The sequence below is a fragment of the Aestuariivirga sp. genome, assembly GCF_020252405.1.
GTDB lineage: Bacteria > Pseudomonadota > Alphaproteobacteria > Rhizobiales > Aestuariivirgaceae > Aestuariivirga.
In genome coordinates, this window is the sequence record NZ_JADCDA010000048.1 from 13302 (window position 1) to 28639 (window position 15338).

Genomic DNA, 15338 nt, shown 5'->3' on the forward strand with positions numbered 1-15338 from the left:
TGAGCCCCATCATGGCCGGAACCGACAAGACCAGGAATCAGGTGCTTGGGCCCGCCCCCATCGCGGTGCTGGTGAACCCGCAACTGGGCGAGAACATCGGCACGGCGGCGCGCGCCATGGCGAATTTCGGCCTGCATGAAATGCGCCTGTTCGACCCGCGCGACGGCTGGCCGAACGAGAAGGCGCTCGCCACCTCCTCCGGCGCGCACTGGATCCTCGACCGCGCCACGGTGCACTGGACGCTGGAGGAGACGCTCTCAGGCGTCAACTACGTCTATGCCACCACGGCCCGGCCGCGCGGCATGGTGAAGGAAGTGATCACGCCCGAGCAGGCCGGCGCGGACATGCGCGGCCGCGTGGCGCGCGGCGAGACGGTGGCGATCCTCTTTGGCCGCGAGCGCACGGGGCTCTCGAACGACGAGATCTCGTTGGCGGACGTGATCGTCACCGCGCCGGTGAACCCGGCCTTCGCCTCGATCAACATCGCGCAGGCCGTGTTGCTCATGGGTTACGAGTGGTACAAGGGCCTCGCCACCACGCTGGGCGAGAAGACGCCCGAACTGCCGGCTCTGCAGGGCCCGGGCCTCGCGATGCCGGATACCCGGCCGGCCACCAAGGAGGAGCTCTATGGCTTCTTCGGCCACCTCGAGCGCGAACTCGACGTTGCGGGCTTCTTCAAGACGGATGACAAAAAGCCGGGCATGATGCGCAATATCCGCAACCTGTTCGGCCGGGCGGAGCTCACCGAACAGGAGGTGCGCTCGCTGCGCGGCATCGTCTCCTCGCTGACGCGCGCGCATGAGAAGCCCAAGGAACCGCGCGGGACGGAGCGCGGGGACGGATGAGCCAGCCGCGCGTCCTGCTGTTCGACAGCGGCATGGGCGGGCTGACCGTGGCGCGCTCGGTGCGCCATGAACTGCCTTTCGCGCATCTCGTCTATGCGGCTGACAATGCGGCCTTCCCCTATGGCGCGTGGGACGAACAGGCGCTCGTCCGGCGCATCCTGTTTGTGATGGGCAAGCTCATCGGGCGGGTGGAGCCCGACATCGTGGTGATCGCCTGCAACACGGCCTCCACCATCGCGCTGTCGCAGCTGCGGGAAAACTTCAGGACGCCCTTCGTGGGCACGGTGCCGGCGATCAAACCCGCCGCGGCGCAGTCCAAGTCCCACATCATCGGCGTGCTGGCGACGCCGGGAACCGTCAGGCGCGAATATACGCACACGCTGATCCACGACTTCGCCTCTCACTGCCGCGTGAGCCTGCATGGCGCGCCCAAACTGGCGGAGATCGCCGAGCGGAAGCTGAAGGGCGTTCCCGTCGGCCTCGCGGAATTGAAGGCCGAGATCGCGCCGGTCTTCGTGGAGGAGGGCGCAAGGCGCACCGACGTCGTGGTGCTGGGCTGCACCCATTATCCGCTGCTGGCGGACGAGCTGGCGAAGGTGGAGCCCTGGGTGGTGCGCTACATCGACCCCGCGCCGGCCATTGCGCGGCGGGTGGCGGAGGTGCTGAAGGACGTGGCGCCGAAGGAACCGGTTAAGGCGCCGCCGCCGCATAATTCCGTGTTGCTGACGTCGGACAGGGCCGCGGCGGAGGATGCGCTGCCAGCCTATGCGAAGATGAGCTTCCATCTGCCGGAGTTTTTGGACCTGAAAGTCCAGTGAGGGAAAATAGTCCTTGACAGCGCGCGCTCGCTGTGCTAGAAAGGCGTATTCTCCGAAATTGGGTTCTTGATCAGGTAGGTGCTCAGTCACTCCCACATTTCACCTTGCCCCGGCTTGACCGGGGCATCTTCTTTTGTGGCGGCGAAAAGGATGCGCGGATCAAGTCCGCGCAAGGTGAATGGAGGGGGTGGTGCAGCGGAAGAGGATGCCCGGGACGACCCCGGGCATGATCAGTTTGGGCGGGTGAGGTGGAGCGAGGTCGCCGCGTCTCACCCCTTCGCCAGCCCCATCGTGAGACCCCGCACCAGGTGGCGCTGGACGAGGAGGACGAAGAGGAAGGCGGGGAGGATCGAGGCGGTGGAGAGCGCGGCGGTGAAGCCCCAGGTCTGGGTGACGCCCAAACTGAGTTGGACGGGCAGCAGGCGGATGGAGCCGGCGATTTGACACTGTCCCCCGCTTCCCCTATACGCGCCGCATCGCGGAGCTTTCGGGCTCCGTTAGTGCTTGCCCGTGCCCCTTTGGGGGCTGTCGGCCGGGAAACCGGTGCCAGGAGGGTGGGTTCTCACACAGCACATGGAGACCGTAAATGACGAAGCGCGCAAACGCGAAATACAAGATCGACCGCCGGATGGGCGAGAACATCTGGGGCCGTCCGAAGAGCCCCGTGAACAAGCGGGAATATGGCCCCGGCCAGCACGGCCAGCGGCGCAAGGGCAAGATGTCGGACTTCGGCACCCAGCTGAAGGCCAAGCAGAAGCTCAAGGGCTATTATGCCAACCTCTCCGAGCGCCAGTTCCGCAAGACCTATGACGAGGCCATCCGCCTGACGGGCGATTCTTCCGAGAACCTGATCGGACTGCTGGAGCGCCGCCTCGACATGGTGGTCTATCGCGCCAAGTTCGTGCCGACCATTTTCGCCGCCCGCCAGTTCGTATCGCACGGCCATGTGAAGGTGAACGGCAAGCGCGTGACCATCGCCTCGATCCGCCTCAAGGCCGGCGACACCATCGAGCTCACCGACAAGGCCAAGGGCCTTGCAACCGTGCTCGAGTCCGTGCAGCTCGCCGAGCGCGACACGCCGGACTACGTCGAAGCCGACCACAAGGGCATGACCGCCCGCCTGGTGCGCATACCGGCGCTCTCGGACGTTCCCTATCCCGTCCAGATGCAGCCGAACCTGGTCGTCGAATACTATTCGCGTTGACGCGAAGGGCTATAAGCCGCGGCTGCGTTTGAGGGTGGAAAGCTGTGCTGACGGTTAAAACCGGAGCATGCTCCGCTTCGCAAATGAGCATTATAGCGGGCATGATGCCCGCAGCGGCACAGCAGCGATATGATGATCAAAGGCCGCCGCTCACCGGCGGCTTTTTCTTTGGGCAGGAACGGACGTGCAGGAGATGCTCCGGCGCTCCGCCCCAAGCCCCGCGCCTTTCACCTGAATGTTGCAATTCGGACACAACCCTGCCCGGCCAATCAAACCGGCGTTTTTCATGAAACTGCACGCATGTTCCGGTCAGGTGGACTCCCCCCGTTGGATCATGCGCCAGATGAAAGGCTTGAGCATGACGCCCGCTTTTCCGCGCCCAGGCCCAGCACGCGGCAGATGGCGTAGACGAGGTCGGCGCGGTTCAGCGTGTAGAAGTGGAAGTGCTTGACGCCCTCGCGCCTGAGCGCGTCCACCTGTTCGGCGGCGACCATGGCGGCGACGAGGTTTCGGGTTTCGGGTTCCTCATCGAGGCCCGCGAAACGCGTGGCAAGCGCCGGCGGCACATGCGCACCGCACTTGGCCGCAAACTCGCTGACGCGGGCGAAGGAGGTGATGGGCAGAATGCCCGGCACCAGCTCGATCGAGATGCCGCGCGCCGCGATGCGGTCTCTCAGCCTGAGGAAGAAGGGGTTGTGGAAAAAGAACTGCGAGATGGCGCGGCTGGCGCCATGCTCCGCCTTGTCGGCCATGAAGGCCAGGTCTTCCTCGATCGAGACGGATTCCGGGTGGCGCTCCGGATAGGCCGAGACCGAGACCTCGAAGTCGCCGAGTTCCCTGATGCCGCGAACCAGATCGGCGGCATTGCGATAGCCTTGCGGGTGCGGCGTGAAGCGCGTGCCCACACCACCGGGCGGATCGCCGCGCAGCGCCACGATGTGGTTGACGCCGGCCTTGGCGAAATCCTGCACCGCGGCATTCACGTCGGCCTTCGATGCGCCAACGCAGGTCAGGTGCGCCGCGGGCCGCAGCGCCGTCTCCGCGGCGATGCGGCGCACGGTCTCCAGCGTGCGGTCACGCGTCGTTCCGCCCGCGCCATAGGTGACGGAAACGAAGGAGGGGTTCACCGTTTCGAGCTTGGCGATGGTTGACCAGAAGCCCTCCTGCGCATCGCCCCTGGGCGGGAAGAATTCGAAGGAGACGGTGATGCCGGAGACGTCTTCCGCAAAAGCGATCATGTGGCGTGGTCCTTGAGGGCAGCAGTGGCGACGGGAGAACGCGGCTGTGTTGCAAGCCACAGCGACACGGTGAGGCCCTTGCCCTGCGGCCGCCACGGCGGGGCCAGCACGTCATGCTGGGTGAGGCTCAGGCCGGCGCGGGCCAGCCATTGCGCCATGTGCTCGGCGGCGATGCCTAAGCGGCGGTGGGCATGATCGGCGCGGAGCTCGTCAAGATCGTGCGGCGCGAAGTCGACGATGAGCAGCCGGCCGCCGGCTTCGAGAATGCGGGCGGCTTCGGCAAGCGCCCGCACCGGATCTTCGAGGAAGTGCAGAACCTGGTGGATCGTCACGAAATCGGCGAAACCGTCGGGGAAGGGCAGGGCATAAATTTCGCCGTGGCGGACCTGCGCATTGCGCACCCCCGCGGCATCGAGATTGACCCGCGCGATGGCCAGCATGTCGCGGCTCGAATCGATGCCGATCGACTGCTGGGCGAGGCCGGCGAAGCGGCGGAGGACCGCACCCGTGCCGGTGCCGAGATCGGCGTGGAGGCGGATGGGCGCTGACCCCGCAAGCCTGACCATGGCCTGCTCCACATCCTCCTCGCGCACGTGGAGCGAGCGGAGCTGTTCCCAGCGCGCGGCATTTTCAGCGAAATAGCGCGATGCGGCCTCCGCACGACGGCTCCTGATCTCCTCCAGCCTTGCGAGGTCGCCCGCCAGCACGGCGTCAGCGGCGGGCAGCAGATCGACGATGGCCCGGGCCAGCGCCCCGCCCATATCCTCCTCGCGCAGGCGGAAGAGCACCCAGTTGCCTTCCTTGTGGCGGCTGATGAGGCCGGCTTCGGCCATAAGCTTCAAATGGCGGCTGACGCGCGGCTGGCTCTGGCCCAGGATCTGGGTCAGCTCGCTGACATTGGCCTCGCCATGGGCAAGGATGAACAGGATGCGCACGCGGGTCGATTCCGCCGCAGCGCGCAAGCCGGAGAGCAATTCTTCCATTTTGGAACCTCCATAACGACATAAACATATCTTTATGTGTTTTGCAAGAATGGATATCGTAATATGGCCAGATCGCAGTGAGCGTGCGGAGGAGCGCATGGAACTGTGCGAGAGACCTGAACCCAGTCTTGCATTCGTCATGAATTCGCGGCGTATTAGAGAAAGTCGGGGCCCGCCGCAGTGGCCCCTTGTGTGGAGGCGTGACGATGAACCGGGGGAAAGGCCCGCTGACGCGGCGTGACATGTGTGGACTGGCGGTGGCTGCCCTGTTCGGCGTCGCCAGCCCTGCCACGGCCAGCTCGGCTGCGGAGGACTATGTTTCGGGGATCGCCGACCAGGTTATGAAGCTTGCCAATAATGGACAGAAGGGTCCCGCCCTCAAGGCCCAGTTCGCGGCGCTTCTCAACCGCTATATCAACCTGAAGGGCATCGCCGATTTTGCGCTGGGGCCCTATGCCAGGCAGTTGCCCGCGGGAAGGCGCGCCGAATTCTACAATCTGGTGAACAATTACGCCGCCGCGCTGTTCAACTATTACGTCGATGACTTTCGCGGCAGCCAGCTCGACATCATCTCGACCACCAGTCAGGGCAAGTTCACCGTGATCCAGTCCGCGATAACCGGCGGAAACGGTCGCGAGCAGGTGAAGTGGCGGCTCATTCCCGCGGGTGGCGGCTTCCGCGTGGCGGATGTCAACGTCAAGGGCGTGTGGCTGACCATCTCGATGAAGGACCGCTTCTCGAAGGTGCTGAAACAGTCGAAGGGCGACTTCGACCCGCTCTTCGCGGAGCTGCGCGAAGCCAACACCTGGTGAGGCGGGCGGCATTGTTGACGCCGCCTTGGCCTGTCCGTTATGGCGGAGTGGACAGCTTCAAAGAAAGCGAATCATGTCGAAGTTCCGTCCGCCCCTGACCGCCGCACTGACGCGCCGCGCTGCGCTGGCCGGGCTGGCGACCGCCTTCGCGTCGCCCGCAATTGCCGCGGGCGAGGATGCCGCAGTCGTTTATATGAAAAAGGTGGCCAAGGACATGCTGGCCGCCCACCGCCAGGGCACGGTGGCAAGCTTCAAGCGCGCCATCCTGCGCCATGCGGACGTGGGGGCGATCGCGGATTATTCGCTGGGCCAGTATAGAGCCAGGCTGACGCCGGCGCAGAAGCAGGCCTATTACGCCGGCACCGCCTCTTTCATGGCGCGCTACTTCGCCGACCAGTCGCGCGAATATGTGGTGTCAAAATACGAGATCGGCGATGCCGATGGCGATGGCGACGACATCAATGTCGGAACCAAGGTCTATCTCGTGAACGGCCAGTCCTACACGGTGGTGTGGCGGCTCGGCAAACGGGGATCGGGCTTCAAGGTTGAGGATGTCAAGGTGCTGGGCTTCTCGCTCACCTATCTGCAGCGCGGTATTTTCACGTCCTTCCTGTCGAAGCGCGACGGCGATGTGGCGCAGCTCGTCGCGGCGCTGAACCGCTGAGGCGGAGGCCTCACTTCGCCTGGATGCTTTCCAGATAAACGATCAGCGAGGCGATGCGGTCGCTGACGATCAGTTCCCGCGCGGCCTTGCCGGTGTCCGCGCCCGCGGCCTCGCGGTTGAACCAGTCGCCCCACACCGGCATGTCGCGCATCCCGTGCACCTTCACGTCGGCGCGGCCATCGATCACCTCCGTCACGCGCTCTTCCGGAAACTTGCCGGCATTGAGCTTGCTGAGCATGGTGAGATCCGGCGCCTTCAGGGTGAGGAACTCGCCCAGCGTGCCGTCTCCCCTGGCGTCGGCGCCGTGGCATGCGGCGCAATAGTTCAGATAGTCGCGGTGGCCGAGCCCGAGGCTGATGCCCTCGCTCACCAGCGGCGCGCCCGTCACGCTGCCCCCGGCAGCCGCCCCATGCGCGCCCGCCGCCGTCAGCCCCGTGACCGCCAGCGCCAGAACGAGATATTCGCGCTTCATGATTCGCTCCTCCGCATCGTCCGGCAGGATCGCGCCGATGCCGGGCGCGGGCCTTGACATCGGTCAATTGCAGCATGCGCCAGGCGCGGCGATTGCAATTTCCGATCGTCGGGCGCATATGGGCGGCCATGGAACAGGACATCATCAAGCCTGACGTTGCCCCGAAGGCGGGGACCCAGGCTTTCAGCCGCACCGGCAGCCTGATGGCCGCCTTCGGCGCCACGCTGCTGATGCTGTGCTTCACCGGCTCCGCCATGGTGGCGACGGTGTGGGCGGTGGCCAAGCTTGTCGGGCTTCCCGATATGCTCCTGTATGGGCTGATGGCGCTGGGCGTTCTGCCGGTGTTGTGGGTGACCATCTGGACAGCCGGCCGCGCCTGGCATGTCGAGAAGCTGCTGGCCCAGCACCGGGACATCGATGTTCCTGTGTTCAGCCTGACCTATTACTTCAAGAACGGCTGAGGCCAGCCTCTTTCCCCATGTCCATCTGGACCCGCATCTCCGAAACCCTCGCCTCGATCGGCGGGTCGGTCGGGGCGTTCCTGCAGTCGGTTGCAAACCGCGATCCGGGTCCACCTGAGAAATCGGTGGCCTTCACCATCGGCATGATCGGGCTTGGCGCCAAGATGGCCAAGGCCGACGGCGTGGTGACGGACGACGAGATCCGCGCCTTCAGGCGGGTGTTCCACGTTCCGCAGAGCGATCTCCCCACGGTGGCGCGCGTGTTCAATCTGGCCAAGCAGGACGTGGCGGGCTTCGAGGCCTATGCACGCCAGATCGCCAGGATTTTCGAGGCGAAGAGCGACATCCTCGAGGACGTGCTCGACGGGCTGTTTCACATTGCCAAGGCGGATGATGCCTTCCACCCGGGCGAACACGGCTTCCTGCGGCAGGTGGCGGAGATTTTCGGCTTCCCGGAGGCCGATTTCGCGCGCATCCGGGCGCGGCACGTGGACATGGCGGACGATCCCTATCTGATCCTCGGCCTGCCGGGCGACGCGCCCCTGGAGGATGTGCGCAAGCGCTACCGCGACCTGGTGCGCGAGCACCACCCGGACCGCCACATCGCGGCGGGCGTGCCGGAGGAGATGGTGGAGATCGCCACCCGCCGCCTGCAGAAGATCAACGAGGCTTACAGCCGCATCATGGAGAAGACGGCGTGATCGCCTCGCCGCTGGCGAACCGGCATGTTCCCGCCGCCAACCGTGAGCCGCGCCGCAATGGCCGCAGCGTCGACATGCTGCTCCTCCATTATACCGGCATGACCAGCGCCGCCGCCGCGTGCGAGCAGCTGCGCGGGCCTGAGTCCGGGGTTTCCTGCCACTACCTGATCGATGAGGATGGCGCGATCACCCTGATGGTGGGCGAGGAGGAGCGCGCCTGGCATGCGGGTGTCTCCTTCTGGCAGGGCGAGACCGACACCAACTCCCGCTCGATCGGCATCGAGGTCCACAATCCCGGCCATTCGATCGGCTACCGCGATTTTCCCGCCCCGCAGATGCAGGCAGTGGTGGCGCTCAGCCGCGACATCCTCACCCGGCATGCCATTCCGCCCCGAAACGTGCTGGCCCATTCCGACGTGGCGCCGGGCCGCAAGATCGACCCGGGCGAGCGCTTCGACTGGCCGCTGCTGTTCCGCAACGGGATCGGCCACTGGGTGCCGCCTGCCGCCGCCGATGAGCGGCAGCTGGCAGGCCGGGAACTTGCCGCCTTCCAGGGCCTGCTGAAGGAATATGGCTATGCGGTCGGGGTGACGGGCGAGCTGGACGAGGCGACACGCAGGGCGACGGACGCCTTTCAGCGCCATTTCCGGCCCGCGCTGGTGAACGGCATTCCCGATGTGTCCGCGCTCCGCACGGCAGAGCGGCTCGCCCGCTGATCAGCCCTTGCGGCAGAGCGCCACGAGGCCCGCGACATCCGCGTCATAGAGCGGGAACACCAGTTCCTCGCCATGCACCTTCACGCTGAAACGGTCCGCCTTTTCCAGAGCCTTGAGGATGGGGCCGTCCACCGCCAGCTCGACCTCGACGCTGGAAGAGGGCGAGTCGGGGTTGATGTCGATCTTGCCGCCGAAAGTGGCGGTCTCGCCGCCTGCCGTTACCGTCACCGGCACCTTGCGGCGCGACAGTTTCTGCAGCTCGGCGGAGGGGCGGGGAATGTAAAGGTTCACCATATCCTTGCCTGTGTTGCACCACAGGCTCACCCCGACGTCGTCGCTTTCGGCCACGCCGAAGATCAGATATGCCTCCTGGTCGCTTGCATCGAGCGTCCATTCGCGCTCCTGTGCAAGGGCTTGGCCCGAAATCAGGCCAAGGCCAAAAACGGCGGCGAGGGAGCGGTGCATGATGATTGATGAACCCGGAAATAAGAAGCGTGTCTATCGCCTCTTCAGGGATCGGGGAAGTGTCAATATGGCGCTGTCCGGCGCGCGCCGGGACAGCTTTTGCCGCGATGCCATGACATCTTGTTGGGAGCAGAGGTTTGGCCGCATGTTCCCGCAATTCGGTGCAGCTTCGGGGCCGGGTGGTCGCGCCAGAATGGGCAGCGGCAATTCCCCCCGCAACCTCAACCGCCTGACCGGCAAGCATGACCTTATCGCAAAAGCGGGTTCCACTTTTGCGGATCATGCTCCAGCTGCGGCGCTGGCCTCACCGATCAACTGCAACGGAGCCTTCGCATCATGACATCCCTCATCATTACCAATGCCGCCATCATGACCATGGACCAGGCCCGCCCGACAGCCGAAGCCATTGCGGTTTCTGGCAATCGAATCATACATTTGGGAAGTCATGCCGAGGTGATGCGTGAGGCAGGCGCCAACACCCGCGTGGCGGATGCCGCGGGCGGCACGGTGATCCCCGGTTTCGTCGAGGGCCATATGCACCTGTTCGCCGGGGCCGCCGAACTCTCCCACCTCCAGCTGTTCGGCACACGCGGCTTCGATGAGCTGCGGGCGCGCGCGCAAGCCTATATCCGCCAGAACCCGGGCGATGACCTGATCATCGGCGAGCAGGCGGATTACGTCATCATCGGCGAGCACGAGCCGCTGTCGCGCCACCACCTGGACCGCATCGTCAAAGACCGGCCGATCCTCGTTTTCTCGCCCGATCACCACACAGCCTGGGCCAACACCATCGCGCTCGAGAGGGCGGGCATACTGAAGGGCCGCAAGCTGGGGCCCGGAAACGAGATCGTCATGGGGCCGGATGGCCTCGCCCAGGGCGAACTGCGCGAGGGCGAGGCCACCAACCCCGTTCGCCAGCTCTCCCGCAAGGGCACGCGCGACCGGCTGGGGCTGGCCACCGGCGGCGAGCCCGACCCCTATCCCGGCACGGCGGAATTCGAGACCGACCTCGAGACCATGCGGGCAGGCCTCGGCCATGCCGCGCGCCACGGCATCACCTTCATCCAGAACATGGACGGAAACATCTATACGCTTGAACTGCTTGAGGAACTGCAGCGCCGGGGCGAGCTTTCGGCGCGTGTGCGCGTGCCCTTCCACTTCAAGAACTTCATGGACATCTCCATGCTCGAAAAGGCCTCGCAGATGGCCCAACGCTGGCAGGGCGACATGCTGTCTTCCGGCTTCGTGAAGCTGTTCATGGATGGCGTGGCCGACAGCCAGACGGCGGTGATGATCGAGGATTACGCCAATCGCCCCGGCTGGAGGGGCGAACCGCTGTTCGAGCCTTCCCGCTTTGCGGCGATCGCCACCGAGGCCGACCGGCGCGGCCTGCAGATCGCCGTCCACGCCATCGGCGATGGCGCGGTGCGGATCGTGCTTGATGGCTATGAGGCCGCGCAGAAGGCCAATGGCCGGCGCGAATCGCGCCACCGGGTGGAGCATGTCGAGGTCATCCACCCGGATGACATTGCGCGCTTCGCAAAACTCGGCGTCATCGCCTCGGTGCAGCCACCGCATCCGCCGGGCAACCACGGCCTGCCGCTCGAACCCTATCTCTCCAACATCGGCGAGGCGCGCTGGGAATGGGCCTTCGCCTGGAAAGCGCTGCGCGGGCAGGGCGCGAGGCTGGTCTTCGGCACCGACTGGCCGGTCTCGGACATCGATCCGCTGTGGTCCCTCCAGTCCGCCATGACGCGCGGGCGCTGGAACGAGGCCATGCCGGACAACCGCCAGAGCCTGCACCAGGCGCTCCAGTCCTACACGGCGGACGGCGCCTACGCGGGCTTCATGGAGGGCAAGACCGGCGTGCTCAAGCAGGGCATGCTGGCCGACATCTGCGTGCTGCCGGTGAACCTCCAGCGCATGGACCCGTCAAGCTTCAAAGGCATCCGCCCGCGCATGACGGTGTGCGACGGGCGGGTGGTGTTCGAGGGGTGAGTTCCGGTTCCGATTCATGTCATCATCGCCGGGCGTGTCCCGGCGATCCTTTTTGGCGGCCACGAAGAGGATGGCCGGGACACGCCCGGCCATGATGAGCTCTGGTGCGCTTCACCGGCCAGGCAACACCACCATTGCCTTTCCCGTCCCAATGCCCTACCTTCTCCTCTGCCAGCTGGCTGGATGACCGCTGCCGCTACGCCCGAAAGGGTGCGGGGGAGGAAAGTCCGGGCTCCATGGAAACACGGTGCCGGGTAACGCCCGGCGGGGGCGACCCCAGGGACAGTGCCACAGAAATGATACCGCGGATCCGGGCCTGAGGCCTGACGCAAGGGTGAAATGGTGCGGCAAGAGCGCACCGCGGCCCCAGCAATGGGGACGGCATGGCAAACCCCACCGGGAGCAAGACCGAATAGGGGTGGCGCGGCGGGCGCAAGTCCGTCAGGGACGTTTCCGTTCCAGCCGCCCGGGTAGGTTGCGTGAAGCGTCCGGCAACGGGCGTTCCAGATGAATGGTCATCCAGTGCGGGCAAACCCCGCGCAGACAGAACCCGGCTTACAGGCCGGCTGGCATTATATCCCCCTCACATGCGCCGCAACGCGTCAATCGAAACCAATTGTTAAGCAGGCCGATTGCAATGTCAGGGTGTCGATTAACGTCTTTTTCACCCTGATCCAGGCTTGCCATGGCCGCCCGAGAAAACCTCAACCCGCCGCATGTGCCCGTGATGCTGGCCGAAGTGCTGAGTGCGCTTTCCCCGCGCGCTGGCGCCGTTTATGTGGATGGCACCTTCGGGGCCGGAGGCTATACGCGCGCCATTCTCGACGCCGCGGACTGCCGGGTGATCGCCATCGACCGTGACCCGTCCGCCATCCGGTCGGGGCAGGCCATGGTGGCTGAATTCTCACCCCGCCTCAGCCTTCGCGAGGGCCGCTTCGCCTGCATGGAAGCCCTGGCGGGCGATGAGCGCATCGACGGCATCGTGCTCGACATCGGCGTTTCGTCCATGCAGCTCGACGAGGCGGAGAGGGGCTTCTCCTTCCTGCGTGACGGGCCCCTCGACATGCGCATGGCGCAGGCGGGCGCGTCCGCCGCGGACGTGGTGAATGCGCTGCCGCAGGAGATGCTCTCCAACATCATCCATGTCTTCGGCGAGGAGCCGCGCTCGCGCGCCATTGCCCGCGCCATCGTGGACGCCCGCAAGAATGCGCCGATCGCCACAACCCTTGGCCTGGTCAGGGCCATCGAGCGCGTCACCGGCCGGCCGCGGCCCGACAAGATGCATCCCGCCACGCGCACCTTCCAGGCGTTGCGCATCCATGTGAATGGCGAACTCGACGAGCTGGCCGGGGCGCTGCATGCCGCCGAGCGGCTGCTGCCGGAAGGCGGGCGCCTCGTGGCCGTCACCTTCCATTCGCTGGAGGACCGCATCGTCAAGCGCTTCTTCGCCTCCCGCGCCGGCAAGCTGCCCGCGGGTTCGCGCCACCTGCCCGATGCGGCGAAGGGGCCGGAGCCGTCCTTCACGCTGCCCTTCAAGGGCCACATCGGCGCCAGCGAGGACGAGGCGCGCATGAACCCGCGCGCCCGCTCGGCGAAGCTGCGCGCCGGCATCCGCACGGCCGCGGCGCCCATGCCCGCCATGGCCGGCGGGGCCGGACTCCCGCTTCAGGGGACGCGGCACTAGATGCACAAGCTCCTCAACCTCATGCTGGTGACGGCCGTGCTGGTCTCGGGCTTCATCCTCTATTCGCTGGAGCACGAGACGCGCGGCCTCGAGCGGGAGGCCGCCAGCTATCAGCGCGGCATCAACGAGGAGATCGAGAACATGCGGCTGCTCAACGCCGAATGGTCGAGCCTCATCCGGCCCGACCGCATCCGCACGCTGGCCGAACGCTTCCTCGGCCTCTCCACGCTGCAAGCCCGGCAGATCGTGAAGCTTGACGAGATTTCGAACCACGTTCCCGCCGAACCCGTGATGAACCTTCAGGCCGGGGGAACGGATTCGGTGGGCCAGGTTGCCGGCGGGATGAAGACGCAATGACCGAGCCCATCTCCGGCCATCAGCAGACGGATGAAATGCCGCCGCGCCTTGCCGGTCAGAACCGGCTGCGCCTCATCGGCATGTGCTTTGCCGCGGCCTTCCTGACCATCGCCGGCCAGCTCGCCCATCTCACCATCTTCCCCGCCCAGGATGACGGACCGGTGCGCCCCCTCGCCGAGAGCCCGCTGCCCCGCCCCGACATCGTGGACCGCAACGGCGTGCTGCTGGCGACCGACGTCGCCGTGGCCTCGATCTTCGCTGACCCGTCCAAGATCATCGACATGGACGAGGCTGTGGAAGCCCTGACCGCCACCATGCCGGACCTCGACGCGAGGGAGCTGCGCCGCAAGCTCTCGGCGTCCAGGCGCTTTGCCTGGATCAAGCGCCAGGTGTCGCCGGAGGAGCGTGACGCCGTCTACAATCTCGGCATTCCCGGCGTCAGCTATGTGAACGAGCGCCGCCGCGTCTATCCGCAGGGGCGGCTCGCCGCGCATGTGGCCGGCTATGTCGACCTCGACACCAGGGGCATCGCCGGCATCGAGAAATATCTCGACGACCGCGGCGCGCTCTACACCGCATCGCTGGCCGAGCCCACCGAGCACCGCACCGGACCCGCGCAGCTCTCCCTCGATATCCGGGTTCAGGCCGCGATGATCGACGAGTTGACCAAGGCCATCGGCAAGTTCCACGCCATCGCCGGCGGCGGCATCGTCATGGACATCGGCACCGGCGAAGTTCTGGCCATGGTGTCGCTCCCCGACTTCAACCCCAACCAGGAAAACAAGAACTTCTCCAAGGACCAGCAGAACCGCATGACCAGCGGCGTTTATGAGCTGGGCTCCGTCATCAAGGCGGTGACCTTCGCCATGGCGCTCGATTCCGGAAAGGTGACGCTGGAGAGCCGCTTCGACACGCGCTTTCCCCTTGTCATCGGCAGCGCGCGCATTCATGATTTTCACCCGCAGAACCGTCTGCTGACCACGGAGGAAGTGTTCTGCGAAAGCTCCAACATCGGCACCGCCAAAATGGCGCTGGAAGTGGGCCTTGAGGAACATCAGGCCTTCCTGCGCAAGGTGGGCCTGTTCGACAAGCTGCAGACGGAACTGCCCGAGGCCGCCGGGCCGCTGCTGCCCAGGCGGTGGAGCAGGCTCGTCACCGCGACGACGGCCTTCGGCCATGGTTTTGCCGTGCAGCCGCTGCAGGGAGCCGCGGTGGTTGCAGGGCTTCTCAATGGCGGTCATCTCATCACCCCCACTTTCCTCCGCCGCAACGAGGAGGAGGCGTTGGCCATGGCCACGACGGTGATCAAGCCCGCAACCTCCGAGACGCTGCGCTATCTCTTCCGCCAGAACGCGCTCAAGGGCTCCGCCGGCAAGGCGGACGTCATCGGCTATCGCGTGGGCGGCAAGACCGGCACGGCAGAGAAGGTGGTGAACGGCCGCTATGACAAGAACCAGCGCCTTGCCTCCTTCATCGGCGCCTTCCCGATGGACGATCCCAGATATCTTGTGATGGTGATGCTCGACGATCCCAAGGCGATCCCCGGCACTTATGGCTTTGCCACCGCCGGCTGGAACGCCGTGCCGGCCGCGGCCAGCGTCATCGAACGCATCGCGCCGATGCTGGGCGTCGAACCTGTGTTCAGCGAGCAGGACCTGCAGAAGCTCGCCAAGCTCGAGGCCAAGGACAAGAAGACCAGGGGAGACGCCCCGGATTGACGATGAGGCTTTCCCATCTCGCCGCCGGTGAGGCTCCGCTTCCGAAGGAGGCGGAGAGCCTGTCCGTTGCGGGCCTGACGGCGGACAGCCGCGCGGTGAGGCCGGGCTTCGTCTTCGCGGCGCTGCCCGGCACGCATGCCGATGGCGCGGCGTTCATTCCGCAGGCTATTGCGGCAGGCGCCGTGGCGGTGCTCGCGGGCGA

19 protein-coding genes and 1 other RNA gene are annotated in these 15338 nt (G+C 65.8%); 15 read left to right on the plus strand and 5 right to left on the minus strand.

What is annotated here, in order from left to right:
- The first annotated feature begins 11 nt into the window (after positions 1-11).
- Together IOC69_RS08280 and murI are read left to right on the plus strand one after the other, a co-directional pair.
- Entirely contained in the window at positions 12-845 is an 834-nt protein-coding gene (locus IOC69_RS08280) for an RNA methyltransferase (protein ID WP_290543073.1), read from the plus strand.
- A complete protein-coding gene (gene murI / locus IOC69_RS08285) occupies positions 842-1663 on the plus strand; it encodes a glutamate racemase (RefSeq protein ID WP_290543074.1) in 822 nt (273 codons plus the stop codon). Before IOC69_RS08280 ends, murI begins: the two co-directional genes overlap by 4 nt.
- Before the next feature lie 269 nt (positions 1664-1932).
- Here the strand turns inward: murI and IOC69_RS08290 are convergent, their stop codons facing one another.
- Entirely contained in the window at positions 1933-2064 is a 132-nt protein-coding gene (locus IOC69_RS08290) for a hypothetical protein (protein ID WP_290543075.1), read from the minus strand.
- 185 nt (positions 2065-2249) lie between these two features.
- On the opposite strand from IOC69_RS08290, the gene rpsD reads away from it, so the two are divergent.
- On the plus strand, positions 2250-2867 hold the full coding sequence (gene rpsD, locus IOC69_RS08295) for a 30S ribosomal protein S4 (RefSeq protein WP_290543076.1): 618 nt from the start codon (positions 2250-2252) through the stop codon (positions 2865-2867).
- A gap of 332 nt (positions 2868-3199) precedes the next feature.
- On the opposite strand, the gene metF is transcribed toward rpsD, so the two are convergent.
- Positions 3200-4105, minus strand: a complete 906-nt coding sequence (gene metF / locus IOC69_RS08300) for a methylenetetrahydrofolate reductase [NAD(P)H] (protein ID WP_290543077.1) — start codon at positions 4103-4105, stop codon at positions 3200-3202.
- A complete protein-coding gene (locus tag IOC69_RS08305) occupies positions 4102-5088 on the minus strand; it encodes a metalloregulator ArsR/SmtB family transcription factor (RefSeq protein ID WP_290543078.1) in 987 nt (328 codons plus the stop codon). The genes metF and IOC69_RS08305 overlap by 4 nt, the downstream gene beginning before the upstream one ends.
- A gap of 206 nt (positions 5089-5294) precedes the next feature.
- Here IOC69_RS08305 and IOC69_RS08310 point away from each other — a divergent pair, with 206 nt between their 5' ends.
- Together IOC69_RS08310 and IOC69_RS08315 are read left to right on the plus strand one after the other, a co-directional pair.
- Positions 5295-5900 (plus strand): phospholipid-binding protein MlaC, encoded by a 606-nt coding sequence (locus IOC69_RS08310; RefSeq protein WP_290543079.1) that lies wholly within the window; start codon positions 5295-5297, stop codon positions 5898-5900.
- Positions 5901-5973: 73 nt separating this feature from the next.
- Positions 5974-6564: an ABC transporter substrate-binding protein gene (locus IOC69_RS08315; RefSeq protein ID WP_290543080.1), complete on the plus strand. Its 591-nt coding sequence runs from the start codon at positions 5974-5976 to the stop codon at positions 6562-6564.
- Positions 6565-6574: 10 nt separating this feature from the next.
- On the opposite strand, the gene IOC69_RS08320 is transcribed toward IOC69_RS08315, so the two are convergent.
- Positions 6575-7096 carry a c-type cytochrome gene (locus IOC69_RS08320; RefSeq protein ID WP_290543081.1) on the minus strand — a complete coding sequence of 174 codons (522 nt, stop codon included), beginning with the start codon at positions 7094-7096 and terminating at the stop codon, positions 6575-6577.
- Positions 7097-7164: 68 nt separating this feature from the next.
- On the opposite strand from IOC69_RS08320, the gene IOC69_RS08325 reads away from it, so the two are divergent.
- Genes IOC69_RS08325 through IOC69_RS08335 form a run of 3 tightly spaced genes read left to right on the plus strand, consistent with a single transcriptional unit; the run spans position 7165 to position 8914 of the window.
- On the plus strand, positions 7165-7497 hold the full coding sequence (locus tag IOC69_RS08325) for a hypothetical protein (protein WP_290543082.1): 333 nt from the start codon (positions 7165-7167) through the stop codon (positions 7495-7497).
- A 17-nt stretch (positions 7498-7514) separates the two neighbouring features.
- Positions 7515-8198, plus strand: coding sequence for a DnaJ family molecular chaperone (locus IOC69_RS08330; protein ID WP_290543083.1), 684 nt, complete (start codon positions 7515-7517; stop codon positions 8196-8198).
- Entirely contained in the window at positions 8195-8914 is a 720-nt protein-coding gene (locus tag IOC69_RS08335) for an N-acetylmuramoyl-L-alanine amidase (RefSeq protein WP_290543084.1), read from the plus strand. Before IOC69_RS08330 ends, IOC69_RS08335 begins: the two co-directional genes overlap by 4 nt.
- On the opposite strand, the gene IOC69_RS08340 is transcribed toward IOC69_RS08335, so the two are convergent.
- Positions 8915-9379 carry a hypothetical protein gene (locus IOC69_RS08340; RefSeq protein WP_290543085.1) on the minus strand — a complete coding sequence of 155 codons (465 nt, stop codon included), beginning with the start codon at positions 9377-9379 and terminating at the stop codon, positions 8915-8917. It abuts the gene before it with no gap.
- Between IOC69_RS08340 and IOC69_RS08345 the strand changes: the two genes are divergently transcribed.
- From IOC69_RS08345 to IOC69_RS08375, 7 genes are all read left to right on the plus strand, one after another.
- Positions 9378-9719, plus strand: coding sequence for a hypothetical protein (locus tag IOC69_RS08345; RefSeq protein WP_290543086.1), 342 nt, complete (start codon positions 9378-9380; stop codon positions 9717-9719). The genes IOC69_RS08340 and IOC69_RS08345 overlap by 2 nt on opposite strands.
- Complete coding sequence (locus IOC69_RS08350; RefSeq protein WP_290543087.1) at positions 9716-11377, plus strand: amidohydrolase; 1662 nt, start codon at positions 9716-9718, stop codon at positions 11375-11377. Before IOC69_RS08345 ends, IOC69_RS08350 begins: the two co-directional genes overlap by 4 nt.
- A gap of 171 nt (positions 11378-11548) precedes the next feature.
- An RNA gene (gene rnpB, locus IOC69_RS08355) (RNase P RNA component class A) lies at positions 11549-11951 on the plus strand.
- Between the two features lie 111 nt (positions 11952-12062).
- Positions 12063-13061, plus strand: coding sequence for a 16S rRNA (cytosine(1402)-N(4))-methyltransferase RsmH (rsmH, locus tag IOC69_RS08360; RefSeq protein WP_290543088.1), 999 nt, complete (start codon positions 12063-12065; stop codon positions 13059-13061).
- Positions 13062-13418, plus strand: coding sequence for a hypothetical protein (locus IOC69_RS08365; protein WP_290543089.1), 357 nt, complete (start codon positions 13062-13064; stop codon positions 13416-13418).
- Positions 13415-15136, plus strand: a complete 1722-nt coding sequence (locus tag IOC69_RS08370; protein ID WP_290543090.1) for a penicillin-binding protein 2 — start codon at positions 13415-13417, stop codon at positions 15134-15136. Before IOC69_RS08365 ends, IOC69_RS08370 begins: the two co-directional genes overlap by 4 nt.
- Before the next feature lie 2 nt (positions 15137-15138).
- Positions 15139-15338 (plus strand): Mur ligase domain-containing protein (locus IOC69_RS08375; protein ID WP_290543091.1); only part of this gene is annotated, 200 nt, incomplete at its 3' end.